This window comes from Thermocrispum agreste DSM 44070 (assembly GCF_000427905.1).
Taxonomy (GTDB): domain Bacteria; phylum Actinomycetota; class Actinomycetes; order Mycobacteriales; family Pseudonocardiaceae; genus Thermocrispum; species Thermocrispum agreste.
Window position 1 is genome coordinate 87784 of record NZ_KE386604.1, and the last position, 16664, is coordinate 104447.

Annotated in this window: 19 protein-coding genes; 8 read left to right on the plus strand and 11 right to left on the minus strand. The window is 69.9% G+C overall.

The genetic code is table 11. The features are described 5' to 3' along the window. Positions 1 to 11: 11 nt before the first annotated feature. Together YWY_RS22240 and YWY_RS0115130 are read right to left on the minus strand one after the other, a co-directional pair. Positions 12 to 836: a hypothetical protein gene (locus YWY_RS22240; RefSeq protein WP_051310312.1), complete on the minus strand. Its 825-nt coding sequence runs from the start codon at positions 834 to 836 to the stop codon at positions 12 to 14. A gap of 115 nt (positions 837 to 951) precedes the next feature. Next, positions 952 to 1668: an ANTAR domain-containing protein gene (locus tag YWY_RS0115130; RefSeq protein WP_028848303.1), complete on the minus strand. Its 717-nt coding sequence runs from the start codon at positions 1666 to 1668 to the stop codon at positions 952 to 954. 246 nt (positions 1669 to 1914) lie between these two features. On the opposite strand from YWY_RS0115130, the gene YWY_RS0115135 reads away from it, so the two are divergent. Further along, on the plus strand, positions 1915 to 2580 hold the full coding sequence (locus tag YWY_RS0115135) for a DUF2461 domain-containing protein (protein WP_028848304.1): 666 nt from the start codon (positions 1915 to 1917) through the stop codon (positions 2578 to 2580). Here the strand turns inward: YWY_RS0115135 and YWY_RS0115140 are convergent. From YWY_RS0115140 to YWY_RS0115160, 5 genes are all read right to left on the minus strand, one after another. Continuing rightward, the gene (locus tag YWY_RS0115140; protein WP_028848305.1) at positions 2577 to 3467 is read right to left on the minus strand and encodes an SUMF1/EgtB/PvdO family nonheme iron enzyme; all 891 of its coding nucleotides are present in this window, start codon (positions 3465 to 3467) and stop codon (positions 2577 to 2579) included. The two genes, YWY_RS0115135 and YWY_RS0115140, sit on opposite strands and share 4 nt — an antisense overlap. 705 nt (positions 3468 to 4172) lie before the next feature. Continuing rightward, positions 4173 to 4670 (minus strand): YflT domain-containing protein, encoded by a 498-nt coding sequence (locus YWY_RS0115145; RefSeq protein ID WP_028848306.1) that lies wholly within the window; start codon positions 4668 to 4670, stop codon positions 4173 to 4175. A gap of 191 nt (positions 4671 to 4861) precedes the next feature. Beyond that, positions 4862 to 4993, minus strand: coding sequence for a hypothetical protein (locus YWY_RS24810; RefSeq protein WP_281169000.1), 132 nt, complete (start codon positions 4991 to 4993; stop codon positions 4862 to 4864). Positions 4994 to 5893: 900 nt separating this feature from the next. Beyond that, complete coding sequence (coaA, locus tag YWY_RS0115155; RefSeq protein WP_028848307.1) at positions 5894 to 6826, minus strand: type I pantothenate kinase; 933 nt, start codon at positions 6824 to 6826, stop codon at positions 5894 to 5896. A gap of 241 nt (positions 6827 to 7067) precedes the next feature. After that, positions 7068 to 7421, minus strand: coding sequence for a nuclear transport factor 2 family protein (locus tag YWY_RS0115160; RefSeq protein WP_028848308.1), 354 nt, complete (start codon positions 7419 to 7421; stop codon positions 7068 to 7070). 180 nt (positions 7422 to 7601) lie between these two features. Here YWY_RS0115160 and YWY_RS22245 point away from each other — a divergent pair, with 180 nt between their 5' ends. Beyond that, positions 7602 to 8132: an Hsp20/alpha crystallin family protein gene (locus YWY_RS22245; protein WP_051310315.1), complete on the plus strand. Its 531-nt coding sequence runs from the start codon at positions 7602 to 7604 to the stop codon at positions 8130 to 8132. 158 nt (positions 8133 to 8290) lie between these two features. Here YWY_RS22245 and YWY_RS0115170 read toward each other — a convergent pair whose 3' ends face one another. Then, entirely contained in the window at positions 8291 to 8899 is a 609-nt protein-coding gene (locus YWY_RS0115170) for a macro domain-containing protein (RefSeq protein ID WP_051310316.1), read from the minus strand. A 207-nt stretch (positions 8900 to 9106) separates the two neighbouring features. On the opposite strand from YWY_RS0115170, the gene pheA reads away from it, so the two are divergent. Together pheA and YWY_RS0115180 are read left to right on the plus strand one after the other, a co-directional pair. Further along, positions 9107 to 10018 (plus strand): prephenate dehydratase, encoded by a 912-nt coding sequence (gene pheA / locus YWY_RS0115175; RefSeq protein WP_028848310.1) that lies wholly within the window; start codon positions 9107 to 9109, stop codon positions 10016 to 10018. Between the two features lie 156 nt (positions 10019 to 10174). Then, the gene (locus YWY_RS0115180) at positions 10175 to 10804 is read left to right on the plus strand and encodes a DUF4232 domain-containing protein (protein ID WP_028848311.1); all 630 of its coding nucleotides are present in this window, start codon (positions 10175 to 10177) and stop codon (positions 10802 to 10804) included. A 32-nt stretch (positions 10805 to 10836) separates the two neighbouring features. Here the strand turns inward: YWY_RS0115180 and YWY_RS0115185 are convergent, their stop codons facing one another. After that, positions 10837 to 11049 carry a hypothetical protein gene (locus YWY_RS0115185; RefSeq protein WP_028848312.1) on the minus strand — a complete coding sequence of 71 codons (213 nt, stop codon included), beginning with the start codon at positions 11047 to 11049 and terminating at the stop codon, positions 10837 to 10839. A 324-nt stretch (positions 11050 to 11373) separates the two neighbouring features. Between YWY_RS0115185 and YWY_RS0115190 the strand changes: the two genes are divergently transcribed. After that, positions 11374 to 12141, plus strand: a complete 768-nt coding sequence (locus YWY_RS0115190) for a hypothetical protein (RefSeq protein ID WP_028848313.1) — start codon at positions 11374 to 11376, stop codon at positions 12139 to 12141. A gap of 83 nt (positions 12142 to 12224) precedes the next feature. Here the strand turns inward: YWY_RS0115190 and YWY_RS0115195 are convergent, their stop codons facing one another. Both YWY_RS0115195 and YWY_RS22250 read right to left on the minus strand, forming a co-directional pair. Further along, positions 12225 to 12575: a metallopeptidase family protein gene (locus YWY_RS0115195; RefSeq protein WP_028848314.1), complete on the minus strand. Its 351-nt coding sequence runs from the start codon at positions 12573 to 12575 to the stop codon at positions 12225 to 12227. A gap of 7 nt (positions 12576 to 12582) precedes the next feature. Next, positions 12583 to 13713: a septum formation family protein gene (locus YWY_RS22250; RefSeq protein ID WP_051310317.1), complete on the minus strand. Its 1131-nt coding sequence runs from the start codon at positions 13711 to 13713 to the stop codon at positions 12583 to 12585. A 191-nt stretch (positions 13714 to 13904) separates the two neighbouring features. Here YWY_RS22250 and YWY_RS0115205 point away from each other — a divergent pair, with 191 nt between their 5' ends. The 3 genes from YWY_RS0115205 to serS are packed head-to-tail and all read left to right on the plus strand — an operon-like array spanning position 13905 to position 16575. Beyond that, positions 13905 to 14378 (plus strand): DUF350 domain-containing protein, encoded by a 474-nt coding sequence (locus YWY_RS0115205; RefSeq protein ID WP_028848315.1) that lies wholly within the window; start codon positions 13905 to 13907, stop codon positions 14376 to 14378. 4 nt (positions 14379 to 14382) lie between these two features. Next, complete coding sequence (locus tag YWY_RS0115210; protein ID WP_028848316.1) at positions 14383 to 15285, plus strand: haloalkane dehalogenase; 903 nt, start codon at positions 14383 to 14385, stop codon at positions 15283 to 15285. A 21-nt stretch (positions 15286 to 15306) separates the two neighbouring features. Beyond that, on the plus strand, positions 15307 to 16575 hold the full coding sequence (gene serS / locus YWY_RS0115215) for a serine--tRNA ligase (protein ID WP_028848317.1): 1269 nt from the start codon (positions 15307 to 15309) through the stop codon (positions 16573 to 16575). The last annotated feature ends 89 nt before the right edge of the window (positions 16576 to 16664 follow it).

The window sequence follows — 16664 nt, forward strand, 5'->3', positions numbered from 1 at the left end:
CAGCGAGTCCGTCACGAGGGATCGAGGCGCTGGAGGGCTTTCTCGGCGTCTTTGACCGCGCGCATTGCTGCGTCGTAGTCCTGCTGTGCCTGGCGGGCTGCGTCGCGTCGTTTGCGCAGATCGCGTTCGGCCTCGGCCAGCTGTGCTTTCAGGTCTTCGACCTGCTGTTCCACTTCGGTCGCGGCGTCTTTCGCCTTCGCCAGGGCGGTCTCCGCAGACGATTGTTCCTTGCGCGCGGTCGCCAGCCGGTCCCGCGCTTCGGCCACTTGTCGTTGCCGTGCGTCGTCCGGCTCCTGCTTGCCGTCGTCTTTCCCGGTGGACTTGGCCTCGACCTTCTGGTTCGTGGCGGCGCTCGAGCCGGCCGAGGCGATCATCCACTGGTCGAAGCCAGCCGGGGCGATGGCCGCTGCCAGGCGTCCGGCGGTGACCTGTGCCGCTGCTTCGGGACTTGCCACGGCGGCTTCGAGTGTTTCGACGACCTGGTCCATCACGGCTTGGCTGGGGTTGGCGCCGATGGCTCGCACGCGGTCGGCTACGCGCTGCACGGCCGCTTGCTTGCGCCCGGACAACTCCCGAAGCCGCCGGCCGTCCAGATCGGCGTGGGCCGCGCGCAGCTCGTCACCCAGGCCGATCAGCTCGGTGAGCTCGCCCGGATGTTCGTGCGCCAACCGGTTGACCAACCATGCGGCCAGCGACGGTTTCCGCAGCGCTCCGATGCGCTTGGCCAGTTCCTTGTCGCCGGACTTCCTGGCTTCGGCGACCCGCTGGTTGCGGGTGGTGACGAAGTCCTCGGGCGGGCCGGAATACAGTTCGTCGGCCACCGCATCGAAGTCCATGCCGACCAGTCTCTCGCGGACGGCCGTGCCGCGCGATGCCCGGCAGGTGGCGGGACCCCGCGGCGAATACCGAGGTGTGCCGGGGTGCCGACGTTAACGAACCGGGCGGAAATCACTAGGGCTCGTCGTCGAAACGCAGCCGCCGGGCCACGACATCGGCGGCGACGTCGGCCAGTGAGCGGTCATTGGCGTACGCGTGGGCGCGCAACCTGGCGAGCGCGGCGGCGAGGCTGACGCCGAGCTGCACGCTGACCATGCCGGTGGCCTGATGGATGACCGAACGGGGCGGGGCGAACAGTTCGTCCAGGGACTTCAAGCGGTGCAGCGGTAGCTCGATGTAGTGGTCCAGTGCCAGCGCCAACGCGGCATCGGCGTAGGCGAGCGCGTCGGAGAACGCGTCGGAACTGAGCAGCCCGGGTCGTTTGCGGTAGATGGTCAGCACGCCGAGTTCCACCACACCGGCTTGCAACGGGAGGGCGACGCAGGCATGTACGCCGCGCTCGCGCGCGATGTCGGAGAAGATGGGCCACCGGGCGGACTGCTCCGCTGCGGTGAGGTCGGCGACCCGGACCAGGTCGTGGCCCGCGATCACGTCGCTGGCGGGGCCTTCGCCCAGGGTGACTTGGCGCTCGTCCAGGTGAGCCGCGAGCGTGTCGGATGCGGCAACGGGCTGTGCCAGGCCGCCTTCGCCGTCGGACATCAGCAGGCCGACCGAGGCGTCGAGCGACTGGGCACAGGCCAGGCAGACATGTCGTGGTGCGACCGGTCGCGCGTCGCGCCGGGCGTGTGCACGAATCGAGGCCCAGATCCGAGCCGCACGGTCACTGGTCACCGGGGCGGGCCGAGAAGTGGCAGGAGTCCGACGGGAAGGGCAGGCCCGGGTTCACATGACCTCCGCAGGAATGCTCGGCGGCTGATCACCGCATCCGTTGTGCTGAGCATGCGGGGGCGAGCCGAGCGCACAGGAGGGCACAAGGTCCCCACTTGCGGGAGATTGTGACCTCCGTCGCCGCGTCGTCCACGCGGCTGGCCGGAGCTCCCGGTGCTACCGAGCTCCGTTCGCTTCTACGCTGGGGCCGTGACCTTCACCGGATTCGGCGAACACGCCATCGACTTCTACGACGGGCTGGTCGCGGACAACTCCAAGGCGTACTGGGAAGACCACCTCGAGATCTACCGGCGGGACGTGCGTGCCCCGATGGAGGCGCTGCTCGCCGAGCTCGAACCCGAGTTCGCCCCGGGGTTCGGCACCGCGAAGGTTTTCCGGCCCTACCGTGACGTGCGGTTCTCCCGGGACAAGACCCCGTACAAGACGCACTGCGGCGCGGTCATCGAACCCGGGCGAGGCGCCGGCGCCTACTACGTGGAGCTCTCGCCGCGCGGCCTCCAGGTCGGTGGCGGCATGTACCACCTGGAGTCCGACCAGCTGGCCCGCTTCCGCCGGGCGGTCGACGACGACCACCACGGGCCCGCCCTGGTGGGGATCCTGGACGAGCTCACCTCCCGTGGGTGGGAAGTGCGGGGTGAGCGGTTGAAGACCCGGCCGCGCGGTTTCGACGACGACCACCCCCGCATCGACCTGCTGAAGCACAAGTCGCTCTGGGTCCGCAAGGAGTGGGAGCCGGACGACACGCTGCACGAGCGCGGCACCCTGACCCGGGTGCGCACCGCATGGCGGGAGCTGCGGGACCTCAACGAGTGGGCCCTCGACCACGTGGGGGTCTCCGAGAAGCCACGCCGCTAGCCCATCACGCAACGAAAGCCCGTGTCGTCGGCGCGGTACCCGGCCGGACTGTCCGCACTCAACGCGGGAAGGCACTGGCTCAGCGGCGTGGCGAACGAGCCGCCCCGGCGCTCGAAACGCCCCGGCGTCCGCTGCGTGGCGCACCACTCCCAGACGTTGCCGCAAAGGTCGTAGATGCCGTAGGGGCTGGCCCCGCGCACGTACCTGCCGACCGGCACCGTGCCGCCGATGCCGCTCTCCCAGACGTTGCACCTGTCCGGCAGCGGCCGGTCACCCCAGGGAAACTGATCACCGAACTGGCCCCGCGCTGCCTTCTCCCACTGCTCGCCGGTCGGCAGCGACTTGCCCGCCCACTCGGCGTAGGCCTTGGCGTCGTGCCAGCTCACCAGCACCACCGGGTGGCTGGCCCGCTCCGGTGGCCAGCCGTCGTCCGTCCAGTGGGCGGGCGGGCGATGCCCGGTCTCCGCCACGAACCGGCCGTACTCGGCGTTGGTGGTCGGGTAGATGTCGATGTAGAAAGTGGGCAGCCAGTCCGGTTCGGCGTCCAGGCCGGCGCGGAACGGGCCGCCGGGCACCAGCGCCATGCGCTTGCCGTCCACCGGGTGCCGGATGATCGGGCTCTCCGCCTCACCGGCGCCGTCCAGCAGCGGCGGGGTGGACATGAAGTCGGCGAACCGCTCCCGCACCTCCGGCGACGAGCGGCGCAGCGCGGTGTCCAGCGCTGCCTGATTGACCGGACGCGGGCTGATGTGCTCCCCGGCGGCCTCCCACTTGGACACCATGCGATCGCTGACCCCCAGGTGCGCGGCGAAGTCGCGAATGCTCATCCGCATGGCGGCACGCAGGGCGCGGACTTCCCGTCCGGTCCAGTGTCGAACCGTTCTCATAGCCCCCTCGACAGTCCTGTCCAGCCAGTAGCCGATCGATGACGTTGCGTTGCTGAGCCGAGTAATAGCACCAGGTCACGGCGGTCATCGGCGATGAACGAGACGTCCCACCGGCAAGTTCGGCGCTAGTTCGGCGTGAGGTCGGCAGGAGTACGATCTGCCCGGCGACGGGCCCCGACGACGGGGCTTCCTTGCGCGCGTGCCGCATAGGGCACGCGACGTGACACGTGAACAACGGTAGCGGTGACGACCGACGTTTTCGGTCTGGTTCGACGTGGCTCGGCGTGCCAGCGCAAGGTTCGTGTGGCGGCGTGCGGCGGTGGGCAGGCGGGCACCTGTTGCGGCGGCCTCGGGGGTTGTCACGTGTCGACGGTCGATTGCGTCCCGTGCGGCACGGCGGACGTGCGTGGGTTGGTGTGGACGCCCGTGGAGGGGTGGGCGCGAGGTTCGTGTGGCGGCGTGCGACGGCGTACAGACGTGCGCGGTCGCCGCAGCTGCGTGGAGTCGGCGCCATCGCGGTGACCGGGCAGGCGTCGTCTACCACTCCCTACTTCGAGCCGGCGCAACCGGATGACGTCCGGCCTCAGCCATCGCCCGAAGCGCTGGCCCATTGCCGGGTGCGCTCGGTGGCGTCCTTCGGCACCCCCTGACAGCAGGCGCAACAGGCCCCGGTTTGGCCGCGCCGGGAGGCTGGAGGGCCCGGGGTCAGAGGTGGTCGCGAGCGGCCAGTTCGGCGAGCAGTTCCCGGCCGCGCTCGGCATTCCGGGGCAGGCTCAGCACGTCGTACCGTTGCGCGACCAGCTGGCTGGTGGAGATGAAGTCACGCTGGCCACGGGTCGACGCGTAGCCGACGGCGGCGAAGACCATGCCGAACGCCACACCGGACAGCAGGCCGATCAGGATCGGGCCGAAGCCCGCGCCCGGCGAGAAGATCGCCAGCAGCAACCCCACGAACAGCCCGAACCACGCGCCGGACGCGGCGCCCCTGCCGAGCACGCCACCCCAGGTCAGGCGGGCGGCCACCCGCTCGACGAGCATCGGCTCCACCCCGACGATCGTCACGTCGGCCACCGGGAAATCCTTGTCCGCCAGGTAGTCGACGGCGCGCTGGGCTTCCTCGTACGTTTCGTAGGACCCGATGGGCCAGCCGCGTGGCGGAGACGGCGGATTCGCCGGCGACGGGTTCACGAATGCGGTGGTCATCTTGCGTCCTCTTTCTCGAGGGGAGCTCTCAATCTGAGAACGTACGGTGTGGGGGAAAGATCCCCGAACGTGCACAGTTCACAGCTTCCCCTCAGCTCGCTCTCCGGATCAGCCGTTGATCATGGCCTACGAGTATCCCGTGCATGGTGGGCCGGTTTCGCCACGGGGCAATTCGCGGTGCCGCTCGCCCGTCAGTCGGTCGCCTTGCGGCGGCGACGCATCGGGGGAGTGTCGAAATCGATTGCCGCCGCGCCGAAGGCCATCACCAGCAGCACCGCCATCCCGAGTGCGGCGACGGTCCACGTGGCAATGGTGGCCAGCATGGTGACCTCCAGGTCAGCGTGACGTGAGCTCGTCTCCAGGGTCGGATCCCCGGTGGCGCGCGGGAATACGCCAAAGGGATGGAGTTGGCCGGTCGTCCCCCACGCGCACCGCGAAGTCCCCCTTGTGGGTGACGACCCGGTCGGGTGGTGTGGGCGAGGCGGGTCGTCCGGCGTGGTCGCGTGGGGCGGGCCGCGCTGCGCGGAGCCAACCGGGTGCTCGGCCGCTTCCGGCGTGGCCGCGTGGGCGGGCCCGAAACCCTCGGCCGCGGCGACGAAGCCGACCAGCTTCCGGCGTGGTCGCGTGGGGCGGGAGGTGTAGTCCGCGGTGGGTGCAGTGGTGCTCGTGCGCTGACGCCGACGAGGCGGGCTCGGCGGGCTGAAGTCGCGGGCTGTGGTGCGGCGGGTCGAGCTGTCATGGTGGACGGGCTCGCCGGCTGTGGTGCCAGCCTGACGGGCTGTCATGGTGACGTGACGCGCGCTCGCGTGCTGGCCCGGATGCGGATGCCGTGTTGGCGCTGTGGGCTGTGGTGCCGGCCGGACGGGAGGCTGTGGTGTCGGCTTGGCGGGGTGTCGTGGTGGGTGGCGTGGGCTGTCATGTCGGTGTGGCGCGTTCGCGTGCCGCCCTGGCGTGGATTTGTCGTGCTGGGTGCTGCGGGCCGTGGTGGCAGTCCGGTGGCGGGCCCGTGCCTGTCATGTCGGTGAGACCCGCATTTTCGTGCCAGCGGGCGTGCATTGGGGGGGCTGAGGGCGCTGCGGGTTGTGATGTCGGCTTGGAGAGGTGTCGTGGTGAGCGGCGGCTGTCATGTCGGCGTGGCGCGCATCTTCGTACCGGGTAGGTGTGCAGCTGCGGGCTGAGGAGTGTGGGCTGTCGTGCCGCCGGGCGCGCCCCCGGCCGCACCGTCAGAGCTTGCGCAGCCGCACGCGGGTGATGGAGTGGTCGCTGTCCTTGCGCAGCACCAGCGTCGCGCGCGCCCTGGTGGGCAGGATGTTCTGCAGCAGGTTCGGCTCGTTGATGGTCTTCCAGATGTGTTCCGCCTCGGCCCTGGCGTCCTCGTCGGACAGGCCGGCGAAGTGGTGGAAGTACGACTCCGGGTCGGTGAACGCGGTGTCCCGCAGCTTGAGGAACCGCTCCACGTACCAGCGCTTGATGTCCTCGGTGTGCGCGTCGACGTAGATGGAGAAGTCGAACAGGTCGGACACCGCCAGCCGCGGATGGGGCTGCAGGACGTTGAGCCCTTCCAGAATCAGGATGTCCGGCCGCCGCACCACGTGCTCGACGCCTGGCAGGATGTCGTAGGCCTTGTGCGAGTACACCGGGGCACTGACCGCATCGGCCCCGGACTTGACGTCGGTGACGAACCGCAGCAGCGCACGGCGGTCGTAGGACTCGGGGAAGCCCTTGCGGTGCATGATGCCGCGGCGCATCAGCTCGGCGCGCGGGTAGAGGAACCCGTCGGTGGTGACCAGGTCGACCCGCGGGTGATTGGGCCAGCGGGCGAGCAGGGCGTGCAGGATGCGCGCGGTGGTGGACTTGCCGACCGCGACGCTGCCCGCGATCCCGATGATGAACGGCACTTTGGTGCCGCGGGTGTCCTCGCCGAGGAACGTGGTGGTCGCCTCGTACAGCTGCTGCCTGGCCGAGACCTGCAGGTTGATCAGTCGGGACAACGGCAGGTAGACGTCGGCGACCTCGTCCAGGTCCACTTGTTCGCCGAGGCCGCGCAGCTTGGCCAGCTCCTCGGCGGTCAACGGCAGCGGAGTGGATCGCCGTAGCTCGCGCCACTGCTCGCGATTCAGTTCGACGTACGGGGTCAGCTCACGAACCCTCGCCATCGAAGCCTCCCTTGGCTCCCCGACTCCTGCCGTCTGCGATCGGGCTCGATCAAAACAGGTGGCGCGGCGGAATCGATAGGTGCTGTGACTAACTGCACCTGGGTCCAGTGTCGGTTGACCAGTTCGGTTCCGGCAACCACGGAGGCTGTGACATCGGCCCGGTACCGCCTGCGACCGGGATCACTCGCGCGGGGTGTGAGCGGCGGCGGTTCCCGTAGGCGGGGGCGTTGTACTTGCGGGGTCACTCGCGCGCGGCGAACAGCGGGCGCGGATCGAAGGTCACCCGGATCGCGACGATCCGGCCGTCGCGGACCGTGCTCCAGTTCGCGGTAGGGATCGGATCGGCCACCGACGTGTGCAAGTTGAACCACGTCAGCACGTCGTCGCCGGACACGAATCGCTTGTGCACCTCGATGTCGGTGACGATCTCCGACATCTTGCGCAGCCCCTCCACACAGGCCTCGGCGCCCTGCAACTGCGCAAGCGGACCGTTGAACGTGACGTCGTCGGCCAGCACCGCGCGCACGGCGGCGAAATCCTTCGCCGCCCAGCCGGCGAAGTACTGCTCTGCTGCTTGCTCGGCAGCGGTGGGCATGAACACACCTCCTCCACGCGTTCTGCCTGATGGTGGCACCGGGCACCGACAATTTCCGGCATTCGCGGACCGATCCGGGAAAGCCGGGAACAACTGAACACCCTCCCGCGTTAGCACTCACGAAGGCTGAGTGCTAATCCTCAGTCTGATCGCTTGACACGACAGGGAGGGATGTCAACGATGGCGCTGGTTCTTCGTCGTGGCTCTTCGTGGGACCCGTTCACCGTCCTCGCCCGCCAGTTCGACAGCGAGTTCGACCAGCTGATGCGGCGGGCCTTCGGCACCGACCGGCTGCCGACCACCGGGTTCGTCCCCGCGGTCGACATGCGCCGGGACGGCACTGACGTGGTGGTGACCGCCGAGGTTCCCGGTGCGGACAACCTGGACGTGGAAGTCGTGGAGAACCGGCTGCGGATCAGCGGCAGGCGCGGCGTCGACGAGACCAAGGAGGACGACGGCCTGCTGGTGCGCGAGATCCGCACCGGTGAGTTCCGCCGGGAGTTCGCGCTGCCCAAGCACGTCACCGCCGACGACGTCGAGGCCGAGTACAAGGACGGCCTGCTGACGGTGCGGGTGCGCAACGTGGCCAAGCCGAAGCCGGAACCGCGCAAGATCCCGGTGCGCGGGGTGGCCGAGGCCGAGCAGATCACGTCGGGCGACCAGGCCCAGATCGAGGCCTCGGACTCCGCCGACGAGCCAGAGAGCAAGTAGAGAAGCCGACAGATACCGCGGACGGCCGTCGGGCGACGAGCCCGGCGGCCTTCGTCATGCAGCCGGTGGGCCAGCCGTGGTGGGCTCGGTTGGTGCCGAGGATCGTGTCGTGGGGGTGCGGGCCGAGCCGGATCACTTGTGACTCGTGCCGCAGCGGCTCAGCTGTTGCCGAACACCTCGTCCCACGCCGCGGCCACTTGCCGGGCGCAGTTCTGCGGTGCGACCCCGCCGACGCCGGTGCCCAGGCCGGGCATCGCGATGACGTCGATGGCCTCGGACGCGGGCCTGCCCACATCCACCTCGCCGTCCCGCCACAACTCGAAGACTGCGCGGGCCGCCAAGTACGGGTGCACCGTGTCGGGCGGGAGCAGCTCGCCCGGCTGACGCATCGTCGGCGAGCTGATCAGCCACGCCGGCAAGGGCTCCCCGGTGGGGACCACGATCGCCTCGCCGACGGGAAGCTCGCCGCCATGCGTGTTCAGGATCGCCTTCCGCACCCGCTCCTCGATGCCGGGGAACGCCCGTGCGTAGACCGCGTCGATGCCACCGCGCATCCAGCCGAACGAATTGGCCGGGCTGACCACCGCCTGCGCCTCGATGTCGAGCACCGAGCCGCGATGAACCTGGACACGGGGCCGGTCGGCGCTCAGCACCGACCGCCACGCCTCGGCCATCGCGTCGTCGATGGCGCACAACACGAGGGCGGGAACCTTGGCTGCCGATCGAGCCTGCCGGCGGCTCGGAGTGGGATGCGAGTCGATGGTCACGAAGCTCCTCACGGACGCCGGTGGGTCACCTTCTAGTCTGGCAAACCCAGGCAGACCGTAGCCAACCCTGTTCACATTGCGCTAACTGGCGTTTGAGTGATTTTCCCCGAACGGGACAGCGACCGCGGGCGCGAGGCGGAACACAGTGCGGCCGGTTCGGGCACGGCGCAGTAATCTGCGGGAATGAACCCTACGGCTCCGACGTCACTGGCGCGCATCGCCTACTTCGGACCGCAAGGCACGTTCAGCGAACAGGCTGCGCGGCGGCTGAACGCGACCGCGGAGCTGGTGCCGTACGAGACGATCCGTGCGGCGATGACGGCGGTGCGCAAAGGCGAAGCCGATGCCGCATGCGTCCCGGTGGAGAACTCGGTCGAGGGCCCGGTCTCGGCCACGTTGGACGGCCTGGCCGAGGACGACCCGCTGGTCGCGGTGGCCGAGGCGCTGCTGCCGATCGTGTTCAGCCTGCTCGCCCACCCGGATGCCGATCCGCGCAACTTGCGCACCATCGCCAGCCACCCGCATGCGCTCGCGCAGGTGCAGCGGTGGCTGGAGCAGCACTATCCGGATGCCGAGCACATCGCCGCGTCGTCCACCGCGGCTGCGGCGGTCGGGGTCAGTGAAGGGCAGTACGACGCCGCGATCACCGCGCCGGTCGCTGCCGAGCACTATCCGCTGCGGGTGGTGGCCACCGGTATCGCCGATGTGCCGGAGGCGCGCACCAGGTTCCTGCTGCTGCGCCGACCCGGCGAGCTGCCGGAGCCGACCGGGCACGACCGGACCTCGGTCGTCGCGGTGGCGGAGAACCGCACCGGCGCGCTGTCCGAGCTGCTCACCGAGCTCGCCATTCGCGGGATCAATCTGACCAGGCTGGACGCGCGTCCGATCAGGGGATCGTTCGGCCGGTACCGGTTCTTCTTCGACTTCGAAGGGCACGTGGCCGAGCCGCGGGTCGGGGACGCCCTTGCCGCCTTGCGCAGACGGTGTGACCTGCGGTTCCTCGGTTCTCACCCCCGAGCGGACGGTGGCCGTGGGCAACCCGGTGCCGCGGCGTCGAACGAGGACTTCCGCAACGCCGCCGAATGGGTGGAGTCCGTGCGCCGCGGCGAATCCGCCTGACAACCCCCCACGGTCGGGGACGCAACCTCGTTACCCCCTCACACGTCTGCGGGTGAGGAAAGCCCATCGGCGTCTGCGTGAGGGAGGGACGACATGCTGAGCTGCAAACGGTCGTCAGTGTCAAGGAGCGGTCCGCCCGGCACCGTCGTCGGCACGATGCTGGTCGCGGCGGTGGTCGCGACCCTCGGCCTGGCCGGCTGTGGTCAGCGGGGAGAGCCGGAGGCCGCCGCGCCGGAGCCGCCGTCGCAGCCGACCACGACCTCCACGGCGCAGGAGGCGAGCACGCCGAAACGGACCGTCCCCGCGCAGACCGCCACGGAAGCGTCCGTCCAGTCGGCCACCCCTGAGAAGCCCGGCATGTGCCGGTCCGGTCAGCTGCGGTTGTCGTTGGGCCGCGGAGACGCAGGCGCGGGCACGCACTGGCGTCCGCTGCGCTTCACGAACAAAAGCGACGAGCCATGCGTGCTGCATGGGTTCCCCGGGGTTTCGTACGTCGCCGGCGACGACGGGCACCAGGTGGGCGCCGCCGCGTACCGTGACGGCGAAAAGGGGCCTGCGGTGACCCTGAAGCCCGGAGAGACCGCGCACGCGCCGGTCGGATTCACCCAGATCCGCAACTTCGACGTGGCGGCCTGCCAGCCGACTCCGGTGCGTGGACTGCGGATCTACCCGCCGCAGGAGACGAAGGCACTGTTCCTGGAAAATCCCGGCACCGGGTGCGCCAACCCGGACCTGGACGGACACCAGCTGAAGGTGCAGACCATCAAGCCGGGTGCCGGAATGTGACCGAAACGCCCAGTCGCTGCTCCGGCGCCGGGTCACAGCACGGCCGCGAGCAACGTCCAGATCAGCGCCAGAAAGATCGCGGACACCACCCGCGTCGCGCTTGCTGCCCTCCGGTTCGACGCCCGGTCTGCTGTGGCGCGCTCCACGCCGGCCAAGCCGACCTCGGGTGCGGCCACACCCGTGAGCAGGCCCAGGACACCGAGCACTACCAGCAGGCTCAGCGGCATCGTCACGAACGTGTGCACGGCCGCTGTCACAGTGCAGGTCAGCCCCAGCCCGAGTGACAGCAGGCCGAGCCAGTCCTGGTCGTCGGGGCGGAGTTCTGCCGATGCTCCGGGTGTGCCGCACAGTTCGTCGAATCCCGCTGTTCCGCGCCTGTGCATTCCTGAAGGCCCTGGCGAGGGCGAGAAGGATGGGGCGCTACGGGGAAGGCACGGCGAAGGCACAGCCGATGCGCCGCGTTCGGGGTGCCGCGCGGTACCTCGTGGAACGGGCGGTGGGCGTGATCTTCCGCCCACCCCACACCGAGGCCACAACCGGCCATAACACGCGTTGCGATAATCCGGCGCATGTGGCGGAAAGTGCTCGCCGGTGTGCTGACCGCGCTGGGCGGGTTGTCGATGGCCGTCCTGCTGGTGGCGGTCGAGTCGATCGAGGCACGGGACCCGGACCGGGTCCCGCTCGTCATCGTGTTGGTCGTCCTCGGTTTGGTCCCGGCGGGCATGCTGCTCGCCGGATGGGCGCTGATGCGCCGGGCCAGTCGGCCACCCGAGCCGACCATCGGCTGGATGCCGGCCGGGCAGGCGTGGCTGCCCCAGCACATGTGGCGTGAGCTGCCCGACGTGCTGGCCAGGCCCCGGCGCCACCGACCGCGACCGATGCCCGCCATCGGCGTCCCGCCGGACGAGGGCCTTCGCAAGCTCTGGGCGGTACGGGCCGAGATCGGCTACGACCGCAGGCGTCCGCTGGGGTGGCTGCCCGTCACTGGCTGGCTGGGCATGATGGCCTTGATGCCGCTCGGCGTCTTTCTGGTCGCCGTCACCGTGATCACCGTCGACGACTACCAGCGCGGCAAGGACATCGGGGTCAATCTGCTGCTGGTCGACTGGCTGGCTTGCCTGGTGGTCGCGTCGTGGTTGGCGTTCGTCCGGCCGCTGGTCCGTCACGTCCGGCTGGTGCGCCTGGAGCTCCGGCTCACCGAGGCCATGCGCGGACGGCCCGACGCGGGCGCTCCGCTGCCCGCCGGCCTGGCCGGGCGCGTCACCGACCCGGCCACCGGCATGGAGGGCTACTACCACCCGCAGCTGGGGCAGGTGCGCTCCGCCGCGGGCGTCTGAGCGGTCCGGCCTGGACGGGCGGGTTGTTCGGCGTCCGTCCCGGAACGACTGGGTTGCGCCGCATCCGTCCCGGAACGACGCGGTCAGCCCCAGCCGAGCTCGTGCAACCGCTCGTCGTCGATACCGAAGTGGTGGCCGATCTCGTGCACCACGGTGATGAGCACCTCGCGCACCACGTCTTCCTCGGTGTCGCACATGGCCAGGATCGGTTCCCGGTAGATGGAGATCCGGTCCGGCAGCTCACCGCTGTACGACGTGGTGCGCTCGGTGAGCGCCACCCCGTGGTACAGCCCGAGCAGATCGGGTTCCTCCTCGTTGCGCGGCTCGACCAGCACCACCACGTTGTCCATCGCCGCGGCGAACTCCGGCGGGATCTCGTCCAGCGCTTCGGCGACCAGTTCCTCGAACCGCTGGGGAGACATGTCGACGGCCATCGGCGACCTACTCGGGCGGGTCCGGCGGCGGCTCGTCCGACGGCGCCTCGTCGTCGGACGAACCGTCCGGTTCGTCGTTCTGCTCGGGCTCGGTGGCGGGTTCTTCGTCCTTCGGCTCGGTGCCGGACTTCGGGGCCGACGACGGCTTGCTCGCCTTGCTGCCCGGCTTGTCGTCCTGCTTCTTCTTGTCGTCCCCGCCGGCGCGGATGCTGCCCTCCACCGGCGCCAGCCCGGACTTGTCCTTCAGCAGCGCGCCGACCTTGCAGTTGACCAGGTAGGAGCCCGCTTGCCAGCTGGCCTTGCTCCTGGTGTCCCAGGCGACGATGAGCTTGAGCTTCTCCAGGTCCTTGCCGCCGGAGTAGCTGCGCGCCTCCTTGTTGCAGACCTTGTCCAGGTAGGTGTTCTGCTTGGTGGTCGACGGGTAGCTCTTGAACTTGGTGCGCAGGTTGACGATCGAGATCATCTCGTACGAGTGCTTCTGCGCACACGGCACCGGATCGCCGACCGCCCCGTCGACCAGCCCGAGGCACGTTCCGGTCGCCCACACGTTGGACTGGTCCTGCTCGGCCGCGGGACCCACGGTCGGCTGCAGCGAACCGCCGGGTCCGATGCGCCACAGCCCGCAGCGCAGGTCACGGCTGCCCAGCTTCCAGTCCTGCTCGTTCGGGGCCAGCGCGGAGACCTGCAGCTTGCCCTCCGGGTCGAGCTTCTTGCCCAGGTAGCGCTCCGCGCCCTTGGTGCAGCGCTGCTTGGCGATCTTGCGCCAGGTGTCGGTGTCCGGCACCGGGGCACCCGCCGGGTAGTCCGCCGACACGTCCACGATCTGGGTGACTTCGAAGACGTGCGGCTCCTCGCAGTTCACCTGCTTCATGTCCGCGCCGTCGTCGCGCTGCCACATCAGGCAGGTGCCGACCTTGGCGGCGAACACGTAGCGGGTGCCCGCCTGGGCGTCAGGCGACGCGGGCCCGCCACCCAGCGGGTTCGCCGCGATGCTTTTGCCGCTCGCGCTGCCTTCCGGCGAGGCGGCGGTCATGGAGATGAGCAGCGTGACGAGAGCCCCCACCACGGCGCCCACCAGGAACGGGCGGGAGCCTGCCGTGGAGGTGTCGATGCGCAGCCGCTGCAGTAGTCCCGACATCACCGACCATGATGCCTCAATCGGGTGGCCGCTCCCCGGGGTGCCCTCCCGCCGGCCGGGCCGTTGATCAGCTGCGACGCGTTCGGCGCGGCACCCTCCGGTGCCGCTAATGTTTGCTGGCACGAGAAGTCGGCCTGCCGGGACGGCGCCGGCTTCGTCGTCCGCACCTTCGTAGCCGAACTGGAGTCACCGTGATCGCTGTTCCCGCGACGACCGTGTCCACATTGGCGTTGCCCACCGATTTCGGGGCCACCCTGCTGCAAGGCATCGGCGCGATCCTGCTGTACGCGGTGATCGGCGTGCTGTTGATGCTGGTCGGTTTCTACGCCATCGACTTCACCACGCCGGGCAAGCTGTCCCAGCTGGTGCAGGCGGGCAGGCCGAACGCGGTCATCGTGACCGCGGCGGGCATGGTGTCGATGGCGTTGATCGTGGTGGTGGCCATCTCCAACGCCGGATTCGACCTGCTCGCCGGGGTGCTGACCGCGCTGGCGTTCGGCTTCGTCGGCATCGTGGTTCAGGTGCTGGCTGTGCGGCTGCTCGAGTGGGCCGCGCGGATCAACGTCGGCGAGACCATCACCGCGGAGAAGTTCGCGCCTGCGTCGCTCGTGGTGGCCGCGGCGCACGTCGCGCTGGGCATGGTGGTGGCTTTCGCGATCTACTAGGCGCATGGACGTACTCCGCACTCCCGACGAACGGTTCGCCGCGCTGCCCGACTTCGACTACCCGGTCGGTTATGCCGAGGTCGACGGTCTCCGCATGGCCTACGTCGACGCCGGACCGCCGGACGGGGAGCCGGTGGTGTTGCTGCACGGCGAACCGACGTGGTCGTTCCTCTACCGACACGTCATCGCCGAGCTCGTGGGCGCGGGTTTCCGGGCGATCGCCCCCGACCTGATCGGTTTCGGTCGTTCGGACAAGCCGGCCGAGGTCACCGACCACACCTACGCCCGGCACATCGCGTGGACCCGGCAGCTGCTGTTCGGCGTGCTGGACCTGCGCGGCGTGACGTTGGTCGGCCAGGACTGGGGCGGGTTGATCGGCCTGCGGCTGGTGACGGCCGAGCCGGAGCGGTTCGCGCGGATCGTGGCGGCCAACACCGGGCTGCCCACCGGCGACCACGGCATGCCGGAGGAGTGGTGGGCGTTCAAGAACGCGGTGGCCAAGGCCGAGCGGCTGGACATCGCCCGGTTCGTGCAGTCCGGGTGCCGCACCACGCTGTCCGACGAGGTCCGGGCCGCCTACGACGCGCCGTTCCCCGGCGAGGAGTACAAGGCGGGCCCACGGGCGATGCCCGGGCTGGTGCCCGCGACCCCGGACAACGTGGAATCGGAGCCGAACCGGCAGGCCTGGCAGCGGCTCACCACGTTGGACATCCCCTGGCTGTGCGCGTTCTCCGACAGCGACCCGATCACCGGGCCGATGGGCCCGATCCTGCAGCGGGCCATGCGCGGCGCGGCGGGCCGGGAGCACCCGGTGATCACCGGGGCGGGGCATTTCCTGCAGGAGGACGCCGGTTCCCGGCTCGGGCAGGCCGTGGTCGAGTTCGCCCTGGCGAATCCGCGCAGGTGAGGCGGACTACCCTCAAGTGCTGTGATCGACCCGAAGATCCTGCGTGAAGACCCGGACGTGGTGCGCGCGTCGATGCGCAAGCGCGGGGAGGACCCGAGTGTGGTGGACCGGCTCGTGGAGCTGGACCAGCGCCGCCGCGCCGCCATCGCGCGCGCCGACGCCAAGCGCGCCGAGCAGAAGGCGCTCGGCAAGCAGATCGGCAAGGCGTCCGCGGAGGAGCGCCAGTCCCTGCTGGCCAAGGCCAAGGAGTTGGCCGCGGAGGTGAAGGCGGCCGAGGCCGAGAAGGACGAGGCGGCCGAGGAGTTCACCAAGCTGCACGCGGTGATCCCCAACCTGGTGCATCCGGACGCGCCGTCCGGCGGCGAGCAGGACTACGTGGTGCTCAAGCACGTGGGCACGCCGCGCGAGTTCGACTTCACCCCGCGCGACCACCTGGAGCTGGGTGAACTGCTCGGCGCCATCGACACCGAGCGCGGGGCGAAGACGTCCGGCGCCCGGTTCTACTTCCTGCGCGGCGTCGGCGCGCAGCTGCAGCTCGGCCTGCTCAACATGGCCATCCAGCAGGCGTTGGAGACCGGGTTCGTGCCGATGATCACCCCGGTGCTGGTGCGGCCGGAGATCATGGCGGGCACCGGCTTCCTCGGCGCGCACTCGTCGGAGGTGTACCGGCTGGAGGCCGACGACCTGTACCTGGTGGGCACGTCGGAGGTGTCGCTGGCCGGCTACCACGCCGACGAGATCCTCGACCTGTCCGAGCCGCTGCGCTACGCGGGCTGGTCGTCGTGCTTCCGCCGGGAGGCCGGTTCGTACGGCAAGGACACCCGCGGGATCATCCGGGTGCACCAGTTCGACAAGGTCGAGATGTTCACCTACTGCAAGCCCGAGGAGGCCGAAGCCGAGCACGAGCGGCTGCTGGCGTGGGAAGAGCAGATGCTGGCCAAGATCGAGGTGCCGTACCGGGTGATCGACACCGCGGGCGGTGACCTGGGCGCCTCGGCGGCGCGCAAGTACGACTGCGAGGCGTGGATTCCGACCCAGGGTGCCTACCGGGAGCTGACCTCGACGTCGAACTGCACGACGTACCAGGCGCGCCGGCTGTCCGTGCGGTACCGGGACGAGAACGGCAAGCCCCAGATCGCCGCGACGCTGAACGGCACCCTGGCCACCACCCGCTGGCTGGTGGCGATCCTGGAGAACCACCAGCAGGCCGACGGTTCGGTGGTGGTGCCGAAGGCGCTGCAGCCGTACGTCGGCAAGGAAGTCCTGGAACCGGTCAAGCAGCCGCGCTGACCCCGGGTTCGGTGGCCCGGGCCCCCGTCCGCGGGTCGTCTTGTGCGCTGAACGCCGCCAACAGGCTTCAGCGGGCTTCTCGGCGGACG